The following is a 15,685-nucleotide window of genomic DNA, read 5'->3' as shown; positions in this document are numbered from 1 at the left end:
TAGCTATTGCTCAGTTCCGTGGGGTTGCAAAATCTAACGACAGGTGGTTTAGAAACCTGAGGCGGAGGGTGTGTTTATCTCCTCAAGTGGTTACACATCCTCAAAGTAATCCCTTCGTTGCTCCATCTTCTCCTCCTCGGTCAACTGTGAGTAATGTTTCTCAAGCGTTTCAGGCGAAGAGTTCACTCGGTCGGATACAACCTGCTTGGGAACCTCGTTCCTGAGGAGATGGGTGATAGCTCCACGTCGAATATCGTGCGGAGACACGCTTGACGGACACTTGCTTGCCTGCGTGTAGTTCCCCGCCTCACACGAGTCAGGTTCTCGACCGTGTGGACACTCCTTCCCGTAGGCACAGGGACGGGAAACAGCATACACCATCTCACGAATCTTCGACCTGTGCATCCGTCCGTACTGCGTCGTGAAGAGAGGTTCCCGTCCGTGGTCGTCGGTCACATCGTCACGGGTCACGTTGATGTAGTCTTCCAGCACCTCACACACCTCTTCGGAGAGGGCACAGATACGCTCTCCAGCCTGCTTGTTCTTCAGGTGAGTCCCGGTGTCGGGCCGATGCCGGACTTTCAGTGCTTGACTCTCCCGGTCGAAGTCGGAAACATCCATAGAGTGGGCAGCACCCATCCGACAGCCGGTGTGCCACAACACCGCAAAGAGCGTGTGGCGCTTCGAGGCGTATTCGTACTTGCTGAGGTAGCGGAGAATGTGTTCACTCCGCTCAGCCTCAAGCATACTGTTGCTAACAGCCTCCTCGTCTTCGACCGAGGGAACGAGCAGCTTGTCGTGTAGTCCCTGTTCTGCTCCGTCGATTGATTCGAGAAACTTGAGGAACACACGGAGAGTCGAAAGCTGCCCCTTCAGGGTAATCGTCTTCAGGTCTCCGTCTTCCTTCCGCCACAAGCGGTATTCGTGAAGTGAGCGGGCCGTCAGGTCATTAAGATTCCCAAAGCCCTCTTGCTCACACCACTTCACGAATGGTTTGAGGCGGTAGTGATAGCCCTGCAACGTTGCTTCTGAAACCTCGTCACGCCGATGTGAGAGGAACATTTCCTTTGCGTCTGCGGGAGCGATAGGTTCGAGTTCCATTGTTTGCTCTCCGCAGAACACCAAACGTCGCTTAGCTCAGGCCGGAAAGCTTGACTCAGGGGCAATAGCAGCCCCGAGGGGCCAAATCCGGGAGGCGGCATTTCTCTACGGACAAAGTGGGCAGTGAAAACGCTTTCAAGCGGATCTGAATGCGGTGACTACGTAGCGACCACCGCGTTGCCCTATTGGCTTGACTCAGCCGCCGGAACAGGTACGTTCGTGGCGACGAGTAGCATGGGTATGACAGAAAAGTCAGCACACGAGCAGATGGAGCGCCATGCGACCCTGACCGACGAACTCACGGCCCTCAGCGCGGAGCGGGACGCCGTCGCGGCGTCAGTACAGGAGCGGCTTGCTGACGCGGTTTCGGAGGCGATAGCAAAAGCGGGTACGAATGTCGGGGGCCTTGGGCAGTCCAGAGATGGCAGGCGCTTCCGGTTCGAGGCGCGCCTCGACCGGGCGGCGCTGGTGGCGGCGGTGACAGAAGCGCTGCCGGACGGATTCGTCGTCTCCCACGTCAACGAAGATGGGACACTGAGCGTGGACTGGACCGGTGACAGCACCACACCGTCGAAGCGGGAACACGGGGCCATCCTGAAGGCGATCATCGCAGAGGAGACAGAGACAGACAGTGACGGCTTCATCGAGTCCGTGCCCAGCCGTGACCGCGTGCTGGCACGGGCGGTGGAACTGGGCGTTGACAAAGGGGACGCGGCAGACCGCCTCAGTCGACTGGCGACGCTAGACGTGGTAGATATCACTGACGAAGGGGTCTATCCCGACGAGAACTTCTCACGGTATTAGCGGACACGGGCGGATGTCGGCTGACAGCAGGCTCAAAAAGGAGACGGAGACTGCGCCGGCGTGACCGACGTTTATTACTTGATGCGGCCTGTGGTGTCAGACGAAATGGCAGTACTATCGACAGAAGACGAGGGGAAGTTTCTCATGGACGCACAGGGAGAACAGATCGGCATCGTAACCGAGGTTGAGCCGAAAGAGCAGGTCGCGTATGTCGAACCAGACCCGGACCTCACCGAGGCGTGGGTGCAGGGGCTCGGGTTCGGTGACGCCGACGAGGACGACATCGAGATCGCTGCTGACGCCATCGGAACGGTAACCGACAGCGAACTTCGTGTGACGGTCGATCTGTAGTCACGCGACGGAGTCGGACTGCGTGCCCACCACATGACAGATTCGCAGTAGCTGGCTCAGGATAACAGGTTACTAAAGATACTATCACTGACCGCTCGGTTAATATCGACAAAGAGTCTTTGAGAGGACCTATTCGATTTCGATTCGGTTCGAATCGTCGGCGTCAGCCGCGCGTGGCAGCGCTATTTCGAGAACGCCGTTGTGGTAGGTGGCGGTGATCTCGTCTTCTACGACCGGTTGTGGAACGGTGACCCGCTTGGCGACTCGTCGGCTGTGTCGGCGGGTGCCGTCGCTGGTCTCCGCGGCAACTGTCGTTTCGCCGTGGATGTTGAGGACGCCGTCCTCGAAGCGTACGGCGAGGTCGTCTCGCTCGAAGCCCGGGAGGTCGACCATCACGACGTACCCGTCGTCGGTCTCGTCGACGTGGAGGTTCGTGTCGATGCCGTGTCGGCGGTGGTCGTCCGAGTGCATGCTAACCGGTCGGTCGGTTCGGTATTCGGGACTGTCGTCCGTTCGGCGTCCTGAATCGGTCCCCGTCCACCGGCCTAAACTGTCGTCCAGCATCTCTCGTTGCGTCTGTGCAAAGAGTCGGAGCATTGTCTCGAAGGGGTCATTCTTGTGTGTCATAATCACATTATATATGCTCGTGTTTATATTAACAGTTGCGTAATACGTGCTATCACAGAGAAACAGAAACGCCGTCTCTGACCGGGTCGGGAGTGGGTGAGAGGGTGGCGTAGCGGAACTGTTTTGACAGGCGTACAGCTAGAACAGCCAGAGCAAACCGCCGAGTACCCGGTCCGTCGGTGGCCGGGCGACTGGATACGAAACAAACCATGGCAACCGATTCCGGCACCCGGATAGACCCTTCGGCCGACGAGGTATCGAACTACGACTATCAGAACGACACCGTCGCCCGGTCCGGTCTTGTAGACGACCTGCAGACACGTATCGACGGAGAGGTCCGGTTCGACGAGTACTCACGGCAGTTGTACGCGACCGACGCCAGCCTCTACGAGGTGCTTCCCATCGGGGTCGTCTATCCGCGGTCGACCGAGGACGTGGCCGCAGTCATGTCCTACTGTGCCCAACGGGAGATTCCGGTTCTGCCACGGGGTGGCGGGACGAGCCTCGCCGGCCAGACCGTCAACGAGGCCGTCGTGCTGGACTTCTCGCGGTACATGAACGACCTCGTCGAAGCCCGGCCCGACGAGCGGCGAGCGCGGGCCCAGCCGGGCATCAAACTCGGCGACCTGAACGGCGAACTGGCCGACCACGGGCTGAAGTTCGCGCCCGACCCCGCGTGGGGCGACAAGAGCGTGCTGGGCGGCGCTATCGGCAACAACTCTACCGGTGCCCATTCCCTGCAGTACGGCAAGACCGACGCCTACGTCGAGGAGTGCGAGGTGGTCCTCGCGGACGGCACCGTCACCACGTTCGGCGAGGTCACCCGCGAGGAACTGCGCGACCGGGCGGACCCCGACGGTGACCTCGAAGCCCAGATTTACGCCGAAATCGAACGGATACTTGCCGAGAAGGGTGAGGCAATCGAGAGTCAGTACCCCGACCTGAAGCGCAACGTCTCGGGGTACAACCTCGACTGGGTGCTCGAAGACGCACAGGACGGGGCGGTGAACGTCGCGTCACTGTTGGCCGGCAGCGAGGGGACGCTGGCCATCGTCACCGAGGCCGAGGTGTCGCTGGAGCCGATTCCCGAGACCAAGTCGATGGCCTTGCTGGCCTACGAGGGGCTCATCGAGGCGATGGAAGACGTCGCTGACATCCTCGAACACGACCCGGCGGCCGTCGAGGTACTCGACGACGTACTCATCGACCTGGCCCGGGACACCGCCGAGTTCGAGGACGTGGTCGGCATGCTGCCCGACGGGACCCGGGCGGTCCTCATCGTGGAGTTCTACGCCGACGACGAGGAGAGCGGGCGGCGGAAAGTCGCCGACCTGCTGGCAGACCGGACCGAGAGCGTCGACCCGGTCGCCGACCCGACCGAGGGCCGGACCGTCGTCGACGCGCCGGTGCGGGCCTTTGACGCCATGGAGGCCCACGACGAGGCGAAACGGGAGAAGTTCTGGAAGATGCGCAAGTCCGGCCTCCCCATCCTGCTCTCGCGGACGACCGACGAGAAACACGGGTCATTCATCGAGGACACCGCTATCCCGCCCGAGAACCTCCCGGAGTACGTCGCCGACTTCGAGGAAATTCTCGAAGAACACGACACCTTCGCCTCCTTCTACGCCCACGCCGGCCCCGGCGTGCTCCACATCCGCCCGCTCATCAACACCAAGTCCGTCGAGGGCGTCGAGACGATGGAGTCCATCGCCGACGCGGTGACCGACCTCGTCGTGAAGTACGGCGGGAGCGTCTCGGGGGAACACGGCGACGGTCGCGCCCGCACGCAGTGGAACCGGAAACTGTACGGCGAGGACCTCTGGGAGACGTTCCAGGAACTCAAGTCCGCGTTCGACCCCGACTGGCTGCTCAACCCCGGCCAGGTCGTCGGCGTCGACGCCAGCGCCGTCGAGTCCGGCGCGAAGCCCGAGCGGGCGCGCACCGTCGACATGACCGAGAACCTCCGCTTTTCCCCCGAGTACGAGTTCGATACCGGCTTCGATCCCGCGCTGGAGTGGGACAACGACAACGGGATGCAGGGGATGGTCGAACTCTGTCACGGCTGTGGCGGCTGTCGCGGCCCGCAAGAGACGACCGGCGGCGTGATGTGTCCGACCTACCGCGCGTCCGAGGAAGAGATGACAACGACCCGCGGCCGGGCGAACATGCTCCGGCAGGCGATGAGCGGCAACCTCCCGGACGACCCCACCGACGAGGAGTTCATGCACGAGGTACTTGACCTCTGTATCGGCTGCAAGGGCTGTGCGAAGGACTGCCCGAGCGAGGTCGACATGGCGAAGCTCAAAGCGGAGGTGACCCACGCCTACCATCAGGAACACGGCTCCAGTTTCCGAGACAAAATCTTTGCCAACGTCGACGCGCTGGCCGGCCTCGGCAGCGCGTTCGCGCCGCTGTCGAACCTCGCGACCAAAGTTCCCGGAGCCCGCACTGTCCTCGAAAAGGCGGTCGGTATCGCCCCCGAACGGACGCTTCCGAGCTTCCAGCGCAGGACGCTACAGGACTGGTTCGACGAACGCGGCCCGGAGGTCCCAGCCGACGAGGCCGAACGACGGGCGCTGCTGTTCCCCGACACATACACGAACTACAGCCACCCCGAAGTCGGGAAGGCGGCCGTCCGCGTGCTTGAAGCCGCGGGCGTCCACGTCCAACTTGCGGACAAGACTGACAGCGGCCGCCCCGCCCACTCGAAGGGCTTTCTCGACCAGTCACGAGAGACAGCCCGCGAGAACATCGACGCACTCGTTCCCGCTGTAGAGGAGGGCTGGGACGTGGTGCTGGTCGAACCAAGCGACGCCGTGATGTTCCAGTCGGACTATCTGGACCTGCTCTCCGGCGAGGACGTGGAGACGCTGGCCGAAAACGCGTATGGCGTCTGTGAGTACCTCGATACCTTCCGGCTGGACGAGCGCGCTGACTGGGACGCCGGCCGCGAGACGCTGACCTACCACGGCCACTGCCACCAGAAGGCGACGAAGAAGGACCACCACGCCGTGGGCGTCCTCCGGCGGGCCGGCTACGATGTGGACCCGCTGGATTCTGGCTGTTGTGGCATGGCCGGCTCCTTCGGCTATGAGACAGAGCACTTCTCGATGAGCAAAGCTATCGGTGCGATCCTGTTCGACCAGATCGGAGGGAGCCGCGGCGACACCGTGGTCGCGCCCGGCGCGTCCTGTCGCACGCAACTGGACGACTGGGCGGAAAGTGACGGCGAACCGCCGCATCCAGTCGAGAAACTCGACGCAGCGCTAGCCTGACGGTCCGTCGGGCTGGCGCACCGCCTGAATGATACCGACCGTCTGGCCGACCAGCGCAAGCCCGATGCCGGCGAGCAGCGCGGTTTCCGCCGGCGGGAACAACGCGCCGGCGTAGACCGCCGCACCGAGAACGCTCAGCACTGCGCCGGCCGTGTACGCCCGCTGGCCTGCCGGAACGCGCTTCCCGGTGTAGTAGAGGCCGACGCCCGGAACAGCCATCCACCCCAGTAGTGTCGTCGTCAGGAACGGGACCCGAAGGGGCGAGTAGAGCAAGCCGACGATACCGCCGACGGTGAGCACGAGCCCGACGAGGAGAATGTCGCGCCAGATACGGAGGACGCCAGTTACCATCTCGTCCCACGAAAGCACGGCGAAAGCAGCGATGAGGACGGCGGCGACGACGTGAAACACCAGAACTGTCCGGTCAGTGACCACGTCGAGATGCGCAAGGCCCACGAGCAGCCACGCGAGCGGGATGAGTACAGTCGGACCCTGTGCGCGCAAGCGAGGGAACATACCCCCCACTGTGCCCCCCACAATCAAGAAACGTCGGTCGTGCGGTACTGTGTCACGCCCGTGGGAGTTCGACAACGAAGTGCGCGCCGTTGCGGTCGCCGTCGGGCAAGGCCGTGTCGGATTTGCTGGCGGAGTCAGCGAGGTAGATGTCGCCGCCGAAGCTCGTGACGAGCGTTTCGACGAGATGGAGCCCGCCGCCGTGCGTGTCGCCCGCCCGCGGGTCGAAGATGGTGTCACGCCGGTCGTCGGGAATCCCCGGACCGTCGTCGACCACGTGAATCTCGACGACATCGTCAGTTTCGCGGATCGCGACGAACACCGATGGGTGATCGTGCCCGGCTCCAGTCGGCTGGGCGGGCTCCGCTCGCTGTGACTCGCCCTGCAGCGGTGCCCCGTCTGTCGCGGTCCCCTCGGCGGAGAGTTCGGCTGCCGGCGTCCCGTGTTCGATAGCGTTCTCTATGAGATTCCGGAGCACCGGGCGAGCGGCCTCGTTGGTGCGGGCCATCGCGCTGCCCGATGCTTGAAACTCGATAGCGATGGGATGTGTTTGCTCGATTCGCTGTATCACCGCCTCGGCGATTCCGACAATATCAGTCGGTTCGAAGGTCGGGTCAGTACCGAGGGTCTCGACGACAGCCCCGGCGTTGTCGACCAGGCTGTCGAGTTCGGTTACCTGTTCACGGATCGCGTCCGCTGCCGTTTGAACCGTCTCCGAGTCGGCGTTGCGCCGGATGATCGTCCCCCGGCCGTCGATAACGACCAGTCCGTTCGCGATATCGTGTCGAAGCAAGTCGTTGACGAACGACAGCGTGTTGCTGGTACGGGTGGCACGGCGGGCGTCCTGCCGGGCTCGAACTGCGAGTGTGCCTGCGACGAGGCCCGTGACAGCGCCAGTCTCCATCGCCAACAGGGTGACGAACACTGGCTCGGCGATTGTTCGGCCCTCCACCATGCGAATAAAAACGCTCAAACCGATGACCGTTCCGACTGCGAGACTGCCGACGACGCTCCAGACGAAAACGGTCCAGATCTGCTCACCTGGTGTCGACGACGAAACGAGGCGATAGCTGCCATACACCAGCACCAGCGGCAGTAGTCCGTCAAGGCCCAGTGCAAGCACGGGGCCGCCGATCTGTCCGATGCGCTGTGTCTCGATACCGAGGTGCCAGACGACGGCCACACCCGTGAAAGCGAGGCCGAAGCCAGCGAGCAGCCACGGCGCAAGGCGGGCCCGGACACCACGGTACATAGTTACGGCTTGTACTCAAGTGGCTAATTCCATTCGGTTAACAGAGTGATAAGACCGGGAGCGAGACCGAAGCGTCGACAGCCAGCCGGAAGAGTAGCTGACGCGTGTGGTGTGCCAGTATTACACACCCCCTAATCGGCAGACGGCGGCCGATTTTCTCTGTTTTCTACCAGAGCATCGTACCGACACTGTTATCCGTGGTGCTGGCATCTCTATGGTTGCAATGGCGAAAGGAACGGTTGATTTCTTCAACGACACTGGCGGTTACGGTTTCATCGATACTGAGGACGCGGACGAGGACGTCTTCTTCCACATGGAAGACATCGGCGGCCCGGACCTCGAGGAAGGACAGGAGCTCGAATTCGACATCGAGCAGGCGGACAAGGGTCCGCGCGCCAACAACGTCACGAGGCTCTAACGATGGCGACAGGCACTGTCGACTTCTTCAACGACACTGGTGGCTACGGCTTCATCGAGACCGACGATGCGGACGAAGACGTCTTCTTCCACATGGAAGACGTCGGCGGCCCTGACCTCGAAGAGGGGCAGGAAGTCGAGTTCGACATCGAGCAGGCGGACAAGGGTCCGCGTGCGACCAACCTCACGCGACTGTAAGACCGGTTCTGTCTGCAGTCTAGCACTATAATCACTTGTCAGCGGTCGCGGTGTACGCACACACGGCAGTGTCGCTGACACGCACATAACTCACGGCGAGCAGCGGCACTCGCCGAGACACGCCACTACGTGAGCAGTGGCGACGCCGCCCGATAGACGATCTCCATCGGCAGCCCCGCCGCGTCTCGCGGCGGTTCGGGCGGGAGCGTGTACAGGTCCCCGTCACCCGGGACGGCCGTGTAGGCGAGGACAACAGCGTCCAGTACGTCATCGATAGTCACTGCTGTGCCACCAGTCGCTTCGGCAGCTTTCTGGACCGTCGGGGCAGCGTCGCGGTCGTACTGTGCGAGACTCCGCATCCGCTCGGCGTATCCCCCGGCGGTGCGCTTCGGGTAGCTGAGCGGCTCACCGGCGAACGCCCGGAAACAGACCTCCGGGTGGGACTCGCGGATAGCGGTGGCGGCCTCAGGCAGTTCCTGCAGGAGTTCATCGACCCGGGCGAGGCTGTCGCTGCGTTCGAACGCCCGCTCGGAGAGGTCGTGCCCGGTCTTGCGCTTGTGGACGCGGTTGGCCGTCGAGTAGCGCTGTTTTCGCGTCGCCTCTCGTACCGGCGGCGTGTGGATGGTCGGGCTGCGCGCACCGAGAACTGACCGGGCGAGTTCGTCACACCGGCGGTCCGGCTCACCGGATTCGACAAGTCCGATCGGGACGCCGACCAGAATCCGGCGGGCGCGCTCCTCGTAGGCTGACCAGCACGCGCCGATACTGTCGAACACCGACGCGTGGTCGAAGCCGTCGCCGGTGAACGCGACAGCAACCCAGGACTCATCGCTCCGGTCAACGCCGACGTACAGCGGTTCCGCCATTGTGGATACTCGTTCCGACGGGCGCAAAAGTGTATCCCGAGGTGTTTCTTGCCCAACCGGTCCAGTTGCCGGGCTATCGGTCGACGCGCTGACGGCCCTGACAGCGGGTCACGACCGCCCGAATTTCGTGAGGTCTTTGAGCGGTACCAGCCGGTGTTCCATCGCCGGTTTCGTGTAGCCGGCCGACTCCTCGGAGACGCCGCTCGTGAACACCTGTACCTTCTGCTGGAGGACGTGCGGTATGCCGTCGTTGTCCCGAATGATGTCGACCGAGCGCCACGCTTCGTCTTCCATGTGTCAGAGCCACACGCTGCTTTCACCTGTCTCTTTCCCCGTCAGGAGTCCGGTCCGACGAATATCGTCCGGAGTCGCGCACCACAGTCCGGACAGCACAGCGTCTGCCAGCGGTCGGTGTCGAGGTCGCCGATGGTCTCGCGGCGGATGGCCTCGTCGACGGTGACCGACCGACCGCAGGTGTCACACTCCTCGGCCATACGTCTGGCTTGGCGGGCCAGCGTCAAAACCCGCTCGTCCACAGGCATTTAGTCAGCCCGGGCGTGGGGTCGGCCATGGACGGTGTCGTACTCGCGGCCGGCGAGGGGACGCGGATGCGCCCGCTCACCGCGGACACGCCGAAGGGGCTGGTCGAGGTGGCCGGACAGCCGCTGTTGACCCACTGCTTCGAGACGCTGCTGGGGGTCGGCGTCGACCGACTGGTCGTCGTCGTCGGCTACCGCGGCGACGACATCGTGGCCCACTACGGCGACCAGTACCGGGACACGCCGATAGCGTACGTCCGGCAGGACGAGCAGTTGGGACTGGCTCACGCGCTCGAACAGGCCAGTTCCACCGTCGACGGGACCTTCGTCATGCTGAACGGCGACAACGTCTGCCGGGCGAACGTCGGCGACGCGCTCGACCGCCACCACAGCAGCGACGCCAGCGCCACGCTACTGGTCGAGGACGTGTCGCGTGCCGAGGCCAGGTCGACCGGCGTCGTCACGACGGACGGGGCGGGACGGGTGACCGGCCTCGTCGAGAAGCCGGCCGACCCGCCGTCGACGCTGGTCACGCGGGGCTTTTTCGCCTTCGAACCGGCCATCGGCCACGCCTGCGCGCTGACGCGCCCCTCCGAGCGGGGTGAGTACGAACTTCCCGACGCAATCGACCTGTTGCTGAGCGCCGGCCACCGCGTCGAGGCGGTCGAACTGGAGGGGTGGTGTCACAACGTCAACGAACCGGCCGACGTGGACGCGGTCGAGCGGCGGCTGGACTGAGTCAGAACAGCGCGAGGGACGGGAGATACAGGCCCAGACAGACGAGCGCACTTCGGCGGTCGATGCCTCGCCGCCAGTACAGCAGCCCGAGGACGGCGAGCGAGACGACCAGCATGTAGGTCACGGACGCGACGACGGCTCCCGGGTCGGCCAGTGTGACATCCGCGACCAGCGCGCCGACACCGAGGGAAAACACCGGGTCGGTAATGTTGCTCCCGAGCAGCGACCCGACGGAGATACCCTCGCGACCCTCGTGGGCGGCGATACCGGCGACGGCGATCTCCGGAGCCGTCGTTCCAAGTCCGGTCAGAACCCCGATGACGTACTCCGGGATGCCCGCGACCGTCGCGATGGCGACCCCGTTTGTCACAAGCAGGTGACCACCGACTATCACGAGCCCGATGCCCAGCGCAATCTGTGGTAGCGTCCGCGCTGGCGGTTCCTCGTCCTCGATGACCTCCTCGGTTATCTCCTCGCCGCCCTCGTTGGAGTAGAGGTCGTGGATAAACATGAGATAGGCGAGCATCATCAACAGCCCCTCGGAGCGGGTGATGCCGTCCTCCAGCGTGAGTATCATGATTATCATAGCGAGCACCATCGCGCCGCCGTAGATCAGGACGTTCCGTCGCTCGGCGGCGATGGGCGAGATGAGCGCCACGATACCGATGGCCAGCGTTATCTGTGCCGTCTCAGAGCCGACGATGTTCCCCACCAACAGGTCGCCGGCCCCATAGGTCGCGGCGTACACCGAGGTGGTCATCTCCGGAATCGACGTGCCGACCGAGACGACGGTGACGCCGACGAAGAAGGTGGAGATGCCGTAGTAGAGGGCGAGTTCGGCCGCCGACCGTACCGTCCTGTCCGCGCCGACGAGGAGGAGCGCCAGCCCGGTCAGAAAGCCCGCGGCGTCGAGGAGCGTCATGTAGCTCCAGAGACAGTCTCGCGGCTGAAAAGCGTTGACCCGCGGGGACAGGCGGGCGGTCCAGAACGGTCGAGCGGGGCGCGATAACCGAACAGCGAAGACCGTGCAGTCACATGAGTCCGTATGAGACGGACCTGCGCCGTTCGGCTGGGAGCGGTCTGCGCCGTCGCGCTCCTGGCCGGGTGTGGGGCGCTGTTCGGTGGCGGGCCGTCACCGGCCGACCCGACGGTAACGCCCGCCGCCGTGCCGACTGACGAGAGGCCGGTCGGGAGCGCTAAGGCAGCGACCCCACAGGGTGGCGATCGAGAGTACTGGGGGAACGTCTCCGTCGACGCCAACAGGTCGGCCGTGACACAGCCGCGGGTTCTCGAACTGCGGCCGAACTGCGAGCGGCCGCCGGGACTCGTCGTCCACATTCAGGTGCTGGCGCTGCAGAACAACGACCCGGCGACGAACGAGGGCATCAACACGACCTGGCAGTTCGCGTCCCCGTCGAACCGGGACCTGACGGGACCGTACGCGAACTTCGTCCGGACAATCCAGCGCGGGTTTGAGCCGCTCCTGAACGCGACGGGCGTTCGGTACGGGCCACTCGACCGCGACGGCGACACCGCGTCACAGCCGGTGACAGTCGTCAACGGGAACGGCACGACGACGAGCTACCGGTGGACAGTCGAAAAGCAGACCGAAGCACCCTATGAGGGCTGCTGGATGACAGCGGGCGTCGCGCCGGCCTAGCCTTCCATCCCGCTGAAGGAGAGGCCGCCCTCGATGTAACGCTGGGCGAACAGGTACGCCAGCATAATCGGCGAGGCGAAGGTGAGCGCGAACGCCGAGAAGCGCGCCCACGGGATAGAGTACTCGTCGACCATCGCGTACAGACCGACCGGCAGCGTGTAGTTCTCCGTCCCCAGCAGGGTCTGGGCGACGACGAACTCCGTCCACCCGGTGAGGAAGACGAAGATGAACACGGTCGCCAGCCCGGCGGTCGACATCGGGATGATGACCTCTGTCACCACGCGCCACGGCGGCGCGCCGTCGACGACGGCGGCCTCCTCGTAGGAGACCGGGATGCCGTCCATGTACGTCTTCAGTAGCCAGGTGTTGAACGGCACAGCGGTCGCCGCGTAGTACACCGCAAGGGCGAGTTTGCTGTCGTTGATGCCGAACTGGACGTACAGCGCGTACATCCCGATGAGCAGGGCGACACCGAGACCGCCACCGACCTGTGTCATCAGGACATAGAGGAACAGGATCTTCCGCCGGAAGAGGAACTCACGGCGCGAGAGCGCATAGGCCGCTGGAATGATGAGCGACATCGCGATAAGCACGGTCGGAATCGCTACCGTGAGGCTGTTCCAGAGGAAGTGCTTGAAATCCGACGGGCGGTCGACGCCGTAGTCGGACGCGTCCAGAAGTTCGATCCCCGGCGTCTGGAACACGAAGGCGAGGTCGGTGAACGGAATGGCCGCAGAGATCGAGTACGACGGCACGATGAGGTCACCGATAACCCAGATGAACGGTTTGACCGTTGGGTTAGACGGAATCAGCGAGAAGCTCTCGGACGTGTACAGCGAGCTGCCGGAGCCAGAGAGGGCCGCCATCAGAATCCAGTAGATCGGGAAGAGGAGCGCCAGCACGACCAGCGTCGCGCCGATGGTCGAGAGGATGACCTTCAGGACCGCCGACGCGGGCAGTTCACCCCGACGGACGGCCTGCACAGTGTAGGACCACTTTCGAACTGTACGGGCGGGCATCGTGGCGAACGTCTTGATGTCGTCGCTGAGCTTTCGGGCGATTGCACCGAGCAACATCAGTCGTTCACCCCATCAGCGAGTTTCCCTTTCTTCACGTTGAGCCACATGAACGCGCCGATGAACACGAGCGCGATGATGCTGATGGCCGCGCCACGGCCGTACTGCTGAAACGACAGCGCCTCACGGTACCCGTAGACGACGATGAGTTCGTTCGCCCGTGCCGGGCCGCCCTGATTGAACACGAACGGGATGAGGAACTGCTGGAACGACGCGGCCGAGGTGAGAATCGACGCGAACAGGACCGGTCGTTTGATCGACGGCAGGGTGATATGCGCAAAGCGTGCGAGAAAGCCCGCGCCGTCGACGACGGCTGCCTCGTGGAGTTCCTCGGGCACGTCCTGCAGCGCGCTGACGGTGATGATGACCATGAACGGGTACGCCAGCCACGCCTCCGTGACGTTGTACGCGACGAAGGCGGTCCAGCGGCCCGAGAGCCACGCGACCGAACTCGCCCCGAACGCGGTCAACAGCTGGTTCATCAGCCCGAACTCGGCGGAGCTGAAGATGCCGCGCCACACGGTGATGGTGAAAATCGGCGGCAGCCCCATCGGGAAGATGATGAGCGAGCGCAGGACGCGCTTACCACGGACGAGGTCGCTGGTCACGACGAGCGCGATAGCCAGGCTCGCCCCGATTTTGAGCGTGACGCTCGTGGCGACAAACAGCCAAGTGACGCCGAAAGAGTTCCAGAACTGGCCGTCGGTCAGCACGTCGGCGTAGTTCTCTAACCCGACGAACAGCGCGTCGCCGAACGTGAGCACGGCGACGACGCCCTCGCCGGCGAACAGATTTGCCGGCTCTGCGTTCGTAAAGGAGATGCCCAGCAGGTAGAGGACCGGGAACAGCATGAACGCCGAGAAGACGAACAGCCCCGGGAGCACTAGCAGTAAGGACGCGTCGTCCCGCGTCAGAAACGGGACCGATTCGATCCGGTCCGCCGCTCGTGAAACGGTACTCATGGGCGGTTCTTACTCCCAGTTGCTGCGGATTTCTTCAGCGGCGGTCGTCAGTGCGTCCTCGGCGCTCGCGTCGCCGTTGAACGCTTCGATGAGGGCGTTCTCGAGCGGCGACCACACCTTGTTCATGCGCGGGTCGGTCGGCATCGGGACGCCCTGACTGACGGTCTGGGAGTACGTCTGGACGTGGTCGGGAAGGTCGTCACTGCCGACGAGACTGTCGAGTACCGGAATCGCGCCCTGTTCCTTGGCGAGGCGCGTGGCGTGGTCCTCGTTGGTGGCGAACCACTCGACGAAGTTCCGGGCGGCCGTCGCGTCGGCCCCGCCCTCGCTCATCGCGTCCGCGAAGTACCACATCGAGATGCCGGTGTACGGCGTCACCTCGCCGCCGTCGATGGCAGGGAACGTCGCCACCTCGTAGTTCACGTCGCTCTGGTTCAGCGTCGCCAGGTACCACGGCCCGTTGACCGCGAAGGCGGCGTTGCCCTCCGAAAACGTCGCGGCCTGCGGTTCGTAGTTCGGGTCGTCGGGCATGTACGGACGGAGGGTGTCGAGAGCGAACTGAAGCCCCTCGATAGCTTCGTCGGCATCCAGCCCGAGCGCCGGGTCCTGCTCCGGGTCGAAGTAGTAGCCACCGAAGGCCTGGATCCACCCGCTCGTGAAGTACGGATCGAACGGCGCGGCGAGACCGTACTGGCTGCTGCTCGGGTCGTGGTACTCCTCCATCGCCGCCACCATATCGTCGATAGTCTCGGGCGCTTCGTCGACGATGTCCGCGTTGTAGATTAGCGTCACCGTCTCCGCCGAGTGCGGGAGGCCGACGACGGCGTCGTCGAACTGGACGGCGGAGGCGGCAGCCTCCGTGAACTGGTCTAAGCTCACGGAGAGTTCGTCGGACTGGTCGACGACGAACTCCCGCTGGTAGTAGTCGCCCACCCAGTCGTGTGCCCACTCGAATATCTCCGGCCCCTGCCCGGCCGGAATAGCGCTCGTTGTCTTCTTTTCCATGTTGGAGATGTCCGACCCATCGACGCCGAACTCCGTCTCGCTCGCGAACGTCTGCATCGCGTCCTTGCGTGCAGGGATCTCCGAGTCCTGAAGCTGGTACCACGCCGTCGCGGTCCCGCCGGACTGCTGACTCCCATCGCTTGCCCCGTCGCCTGAGCCGTCGCCGGAAGCCGTTTCGCCGTCCGAGCCGCCACTGCCCTGCTCTTGCACACTACAGCCAGCAAGGGCTGTAGCCGCCCCGACACCGCCGATCCGTTTGAGTACCGTCCGTCGTTCCATTGTCATGGATAGATATGGGATG

At 63.8% G+C, this 15,685-nt stretch carries 18 protein-coding genes; 7 read left to right on the top strand and 11 right to left on the bottom strand.

What is annotated here, in order from left to right; all coding sequences use genetic code 11:
• Positions 1–90 precede the first annotated feature (90 nt).
• A complete protein-coding gene (locus AMS69_RS05430) occupies positions 91–1,101 on the bottom strand; it encodes a tyrosine-type recombinase/integrase (protein WP_053967079.1) in 1,011 nt (336 codons plus the stop codon).
• Between the two features lie 234 nt (positions 1,102–1,335).
• On the opposite strand from AMS69_RS05430, the gene AMS69_RS05425 reads away from it, so the two are divergent.
• A complete protein-coding gene (locus tag AMS69_RS05425) occupies positions 1,336–1,905 on the top strand; it encodes a hypothetical protein (RefSeq protein WP_080508803.1) in 570 nt (189 codons plus the stop codon).
• Positions 1,906–2,010: 105 nt separating this feature from the next.
• On the top strand, positions 2,011–2,256 hold the full coding sequence (locus AMS69_RS05420; protein WP_053967834.1) for a hypothetical protein: 246 nt from the start codon (positions 2,011–2,013) through the stop codon (positions 2,254–2,256).
• 129 nt (positions 2,257–2,385) lie between these two features.
• Here AMS69_RS05420 and AMS69_RS05415 read toward each other — a convergent pair whose 3' ends face one another.
• Positions 2,386–2,883 carry an Hsp20/alpha crystallin family protein gene (locus AMS69_RS05415; protein ID WP_053967077.1) on the bottom strand — a complete coding sequence of 166 codons (498 nt, stop codon included), beginning with the start codon at positions 2,881–2,883 and terminating at the stop codon, positions 2,386–2,388.
• Positions 2,884–3,092: 209 nt separating this feature from the next.
• Here AMS69_RS05415 and AMS69_RS05410 point away from each other — a divergent pair, with 209 nt between their 5' ends.
• Positions 3,093–6,158 carry an FAD-binding and (Fe-S)-binding domain-containing protein gene (locus AMS69_RS05410; protein WP_053967076.1) on the top strand — a complete coding sequence of 1,022 codons (3,066 nt, stop codon included), beginning with the start codon at positions 3,093–3,095 and terminating at the stop codon, positions 6,156–6,158.
• Here AMS69_RS05410 and AMS69_RS05405 read toward each other — a convergent pair.
• Together AMS69_RS05405 and AMS69_RS05400 are read right to left on the bottom strand one after the other, a co-directional pair.
• On the bottom strand, positions 6,150–6,674 hold the full coding sequence (locus AMS69_RS05405) for a hypothetical protein (RefSeq protein WP_053967075.1): 525 nt from the start codon (positions 6,672–6,674) through the stop codon (positions 6,150–6,152). The genes AMS69_RS05410 and AMS69_RS05405 overlap by 9 nt on opposite strands.
• A gap of 52 nt (positions 6,675–6,726) precedes the next feature.
• Entirely contained in the window at positions 6,727–7,923 is a 1,197-nt protein-coding gene (locus AMS69_RS05400; protein WP_053967074.1) for an ATP-binding protein, read from the bottom strand.
• Between the two features lie 223 nt (positions 7,924–8,146).
• Here AMS69_RS05400 and AMS69_RS05395 point away from each other — a divergent pair, with 223 nt between their 5' ends.
• Positions 8,147–8,341 (top strand): cold-shock protein, encoded by a 195-nt coding sequence (locus tag AMS69_RS05395; protein WP_004515390.1) that lies wholly within the window; start codon positions 8,147–8,149, stop codon positions 8,339–8,341.
• Positions 8,342–8,343: 2 nt separating this feature from the next.
• Positions 8,344–8,538, top strand: coding sequence for a cold-shock protein (locus AMS69_RS05390; RefSeq protein ID WP_053967073.1), 195 nt, complete (start codon positions 8,344–8,346; stop codon positions 8,536–8,538).
• 125 nt (positions 8,539–8,663) lie between these two features.
• On the opposite strand, the gene AMS69_RS05385 is transcribed toward AMS69_RS05390, so the two are convergent.
• From AMS69_RS05385 to AMS69_RS20555, 3 genes are all read right to left on the bottom strand, one after another.
• Positions 8,664–9,404 carry a DUF429 domain-containing protein gene (locus AMS69_RS05385; protein ID WP_053967072.1) on the bottom strand — a complete coding sequence of 247 codons (741 nt, stop codon included), beginning with the start codon at positions 9,402–9,404 and terminating at the stop codon, positions 8,664–8,666.
• Positions 9,405–9,512: 108 nt separating this feature from the next.
• Complete coding sequence (locus AMS69_RS05380; protein WP_053967071.1) at positions 9,513–9,698, bottom strand: hypothetical protein; 186 nt, start codon at positions 9,696–9,698, stop codon at positions 9,513–9,515.
• A 41-nt stretch (positions 9,699–9,739) separates the two neighbouring features.
• Entirely contained in the window at positions 9,740–9,898 is a 159-nt protein-coding gene (locus AMS69_RS20555) for a hypothetical protein (protein ID WP_170082786.1), read from the bottom strand.
• Positions 9,899–9,973: 75 nt separating this feature from the next.
• On the opposite strand from AMS69_RS20555, the gene AMS69_RS05375 reads away from it, so the two are divergent.
• Positions 9,974–10,681 (top strand): sugar phosphate nucleotidyltransferase, encoded by a 708-nt coding sequence (locus tag AMS69_RS05375; protein ID WP_053967070.1) that lies wholly within the window; start codon positions 9,974–9,976, stop codon positions 10,679–10,681.
• Position 10,682: 1 nt separating this feature from the next.
• On the opposite strand, the gene AMS69_RS05370 is transcribed toward AMS69_RS05375, so the two are convergent.
• Entirely contained in the window at positions 10,683–11,603 is a 921-nt protein-coding gene (locus AMS69_RS05370) for a sodium:calcium antiporter (RefSeq protein ID WP_053967069.1), read from the bottom strand.
• A gap of 123 nt (positions 11,604–11,726) precedes the next feature.
• Between AMS69_RS05370 and AMS69_RS05365 the strand changes: the two genes are divergently transcribed.
• Entirely contained in the window at positions 11,727–12,341 is a 615-nt protein-coding gene (locus tag AMS69_RS05365) for a DUF4864 domain-containing protein (RefSeq protein ID WP_053967068.1), read from the top strand.
• On the opposite strand, the gene AMS69_RS05360 is transcribed toward AMS69_RS05365, so the two are convergent.
• The 3 genes from AMS69_RS05360 to AMS69_RS05350 are packed head-to-tail and all read right to left on the bottom strand — an operon-like array spanning position 12,338 to position 15,669.
• Positions 12,338–13,417, bottom strand: coding sequence for a sugar ABC transporter permease (locus tag AMS69_RS05360; RefSeq protein WP_053967067.1), 1,080 nt, complete (start codon positions 13,415–13,417; stop codon positions 12,338–12,340). The genes AMS69_RS05365 and AMS69_RS05360 overlap by 4 nt on opposite strands.
• On the bottom strand, positions 13,417–14,379 hold the full coding sequence (locus AMS69_RS05355; RefSeq protein WP_053967066.1) for a carbohydrate ABC transporter permease: 963 nt from the start codon (positions 14,377–14,379) through the stop codon (positions 13,417–13,419). Before AMS69_RS05355 ends, AMS69_RS05360 begins: the two co-directional genes overlap by 1 nt.
• A 9-nt stretch (positions 14,380–14,388) precedes the next feature.
• On the bottom strand, positions 14,389–15,669 hold the full coding sequence (locus tag AMS69_RS05350; protein WP_202904523.1) for an extracellular solute-binding protein: 1,281 nt from the start codon (positions 15,667–15,669) through the stop codon (positions 14,389–14,391).
• Between the last annotated feature and the right edge of the window lie 16 nt (positions 15,670–15,685).

This window comes from Haloarcula rubripromontorii (assembly GCF_001280425.1).
Classification (GTDB): Archaea; Halobacteriota; Halobacteria; order Halobacteriales; family Haloarculaceae; genus Haloarcula; species Haloarcula rubripromontorii.
This window is presented reverse-complemented; position numbering and strand designations above follow the sequence as displayed.

Bases quoted from the DNA above. Each gene is read 5' to 3' on its own strand.
- AMS69_RS20555 (WP_170082786.1), bottom strand. From the start codon at position 9,898: ATGGCCGAGGAGTGTGACACCTGCGGTCGGTCGGTCACCGTCGACGAG.
- AMS69_RS05390 (WP_053967073.1), top strand. From the start codon at position 8,344: ATGGCGACAGGCACTGTCGACTTCTTCAACGACACTGGTGGCTACGGC.
- AMS69_RS05365 (WP_053967068.1), top strand. From the start codon at position 11,727: ATGAGACGGACCTGCGCCGTTCGGCTGGGAGCGGTCTGCGCCGTCGCG.
- AMS69_RS05400 (WP_053967074.1), bottom strand. From the start codon at position 7,923: ATGTACCGTGGTGTCCGGGCCCGCCTTGCGCCGTGGCTGCTCGCTGGC.
- AMS69_RS05380 (WP_053967071.1), bottom strand. From the start codon at position 9,698: ATGGAAGACGAAGCGTGGCGCTCGGTCGACATCATTCGGGACAACGAC.
- AMS69_RS05425 (WP_080508803.1), top strand. From the start codon at position 1,336: ATGGGTATGACAGAAAAGTCAGCACACGAGCAGATGGAGCGCCATGCG.
- AMS69_RS05430 (WP_053967079.1), bottom strand. From the start codon at position 1,101: ATGGAACTCGAACCTATCGCTCCCGCAGACGCAAAGGAAATGTTCCTC.
- AMS69_RS05410 (WP_053967076.1), top strand. From the start codon at position 3,093: ATGGCAACCGATTCCGGCACCCGGATAGACCCTTCGGCCGACGAGGTA.
- AMS69_RS05395 (WP_004515390.1), top strand. From the start codon at position 8,147: ATGGCGAAAGGAACGGTTGATTTCTTCAACGACACTGGCGGTTACGGT.
- AMS69_RS05415 (WP_053967077.1), bottom strand. From the start codon at position 2,883: ATGACACACAAGAATGACCCCTTCGAGACAATGCTCCGACTCTTTGCA.
- AMS69_RS05420 (WP_053967834.1), top strand. From the start codon at position 2,011: ATGGCAGTACTATCGACAGAAGACGAGGGGAAGTTTCTCATGGACGCA.
- AMS69_RS05370 (WP_053967069.1), bottom strand. From the start codon at position 11,603: ATGACGCTCCTCGACGCCGCGGGCTTTCTGACCGGGCTGGCGCTCCTC.
- AMS69_RS05350 (WP_202904523.1), bottom strand. From the start codon at position 15,669: ATGACAATGGAACGACGGACGGTACTCAAACGGATCGGCGGTGTCGGG.
- AMS69_RS05360 (WP_053967067.1), bottom strand. From the start codon at position 13,417: ATGTTGCTCGGTGCAATCGCCCGAAAGCTCAGCGACGACATCAAGACG.
- AMS69_RS05375 (WP_053967070.1), top strand. From the start codon at position 9,974: ATGGACGGTGTCGTACTCGCGGCCGGCGAGGGGACGCGGATGCGCCCG.
- AMS69_RS05355 (WP_053967066.1), bottom strand. From the start codon at position 14,379: ATGAGTACCGTTTCACGAGCGGCGGACCGGATCGAATCGGTCCCGTTT.
- AMS69_RS05405 (WP_053967075.1), bottom strand. From the start codon at position 6,674: ATGTTCCCTCGCTTGCGCGCACAGGGTCCGACTGTACTCATCCCGCTC.
- AMS69_RS05385 (WP_053967072.1), bottom strand. From the start codon at position 9,404: ATGGCGGAACCGCTGTACGTCGGCGTTGACCGGAGCGATGAGTCCTGG.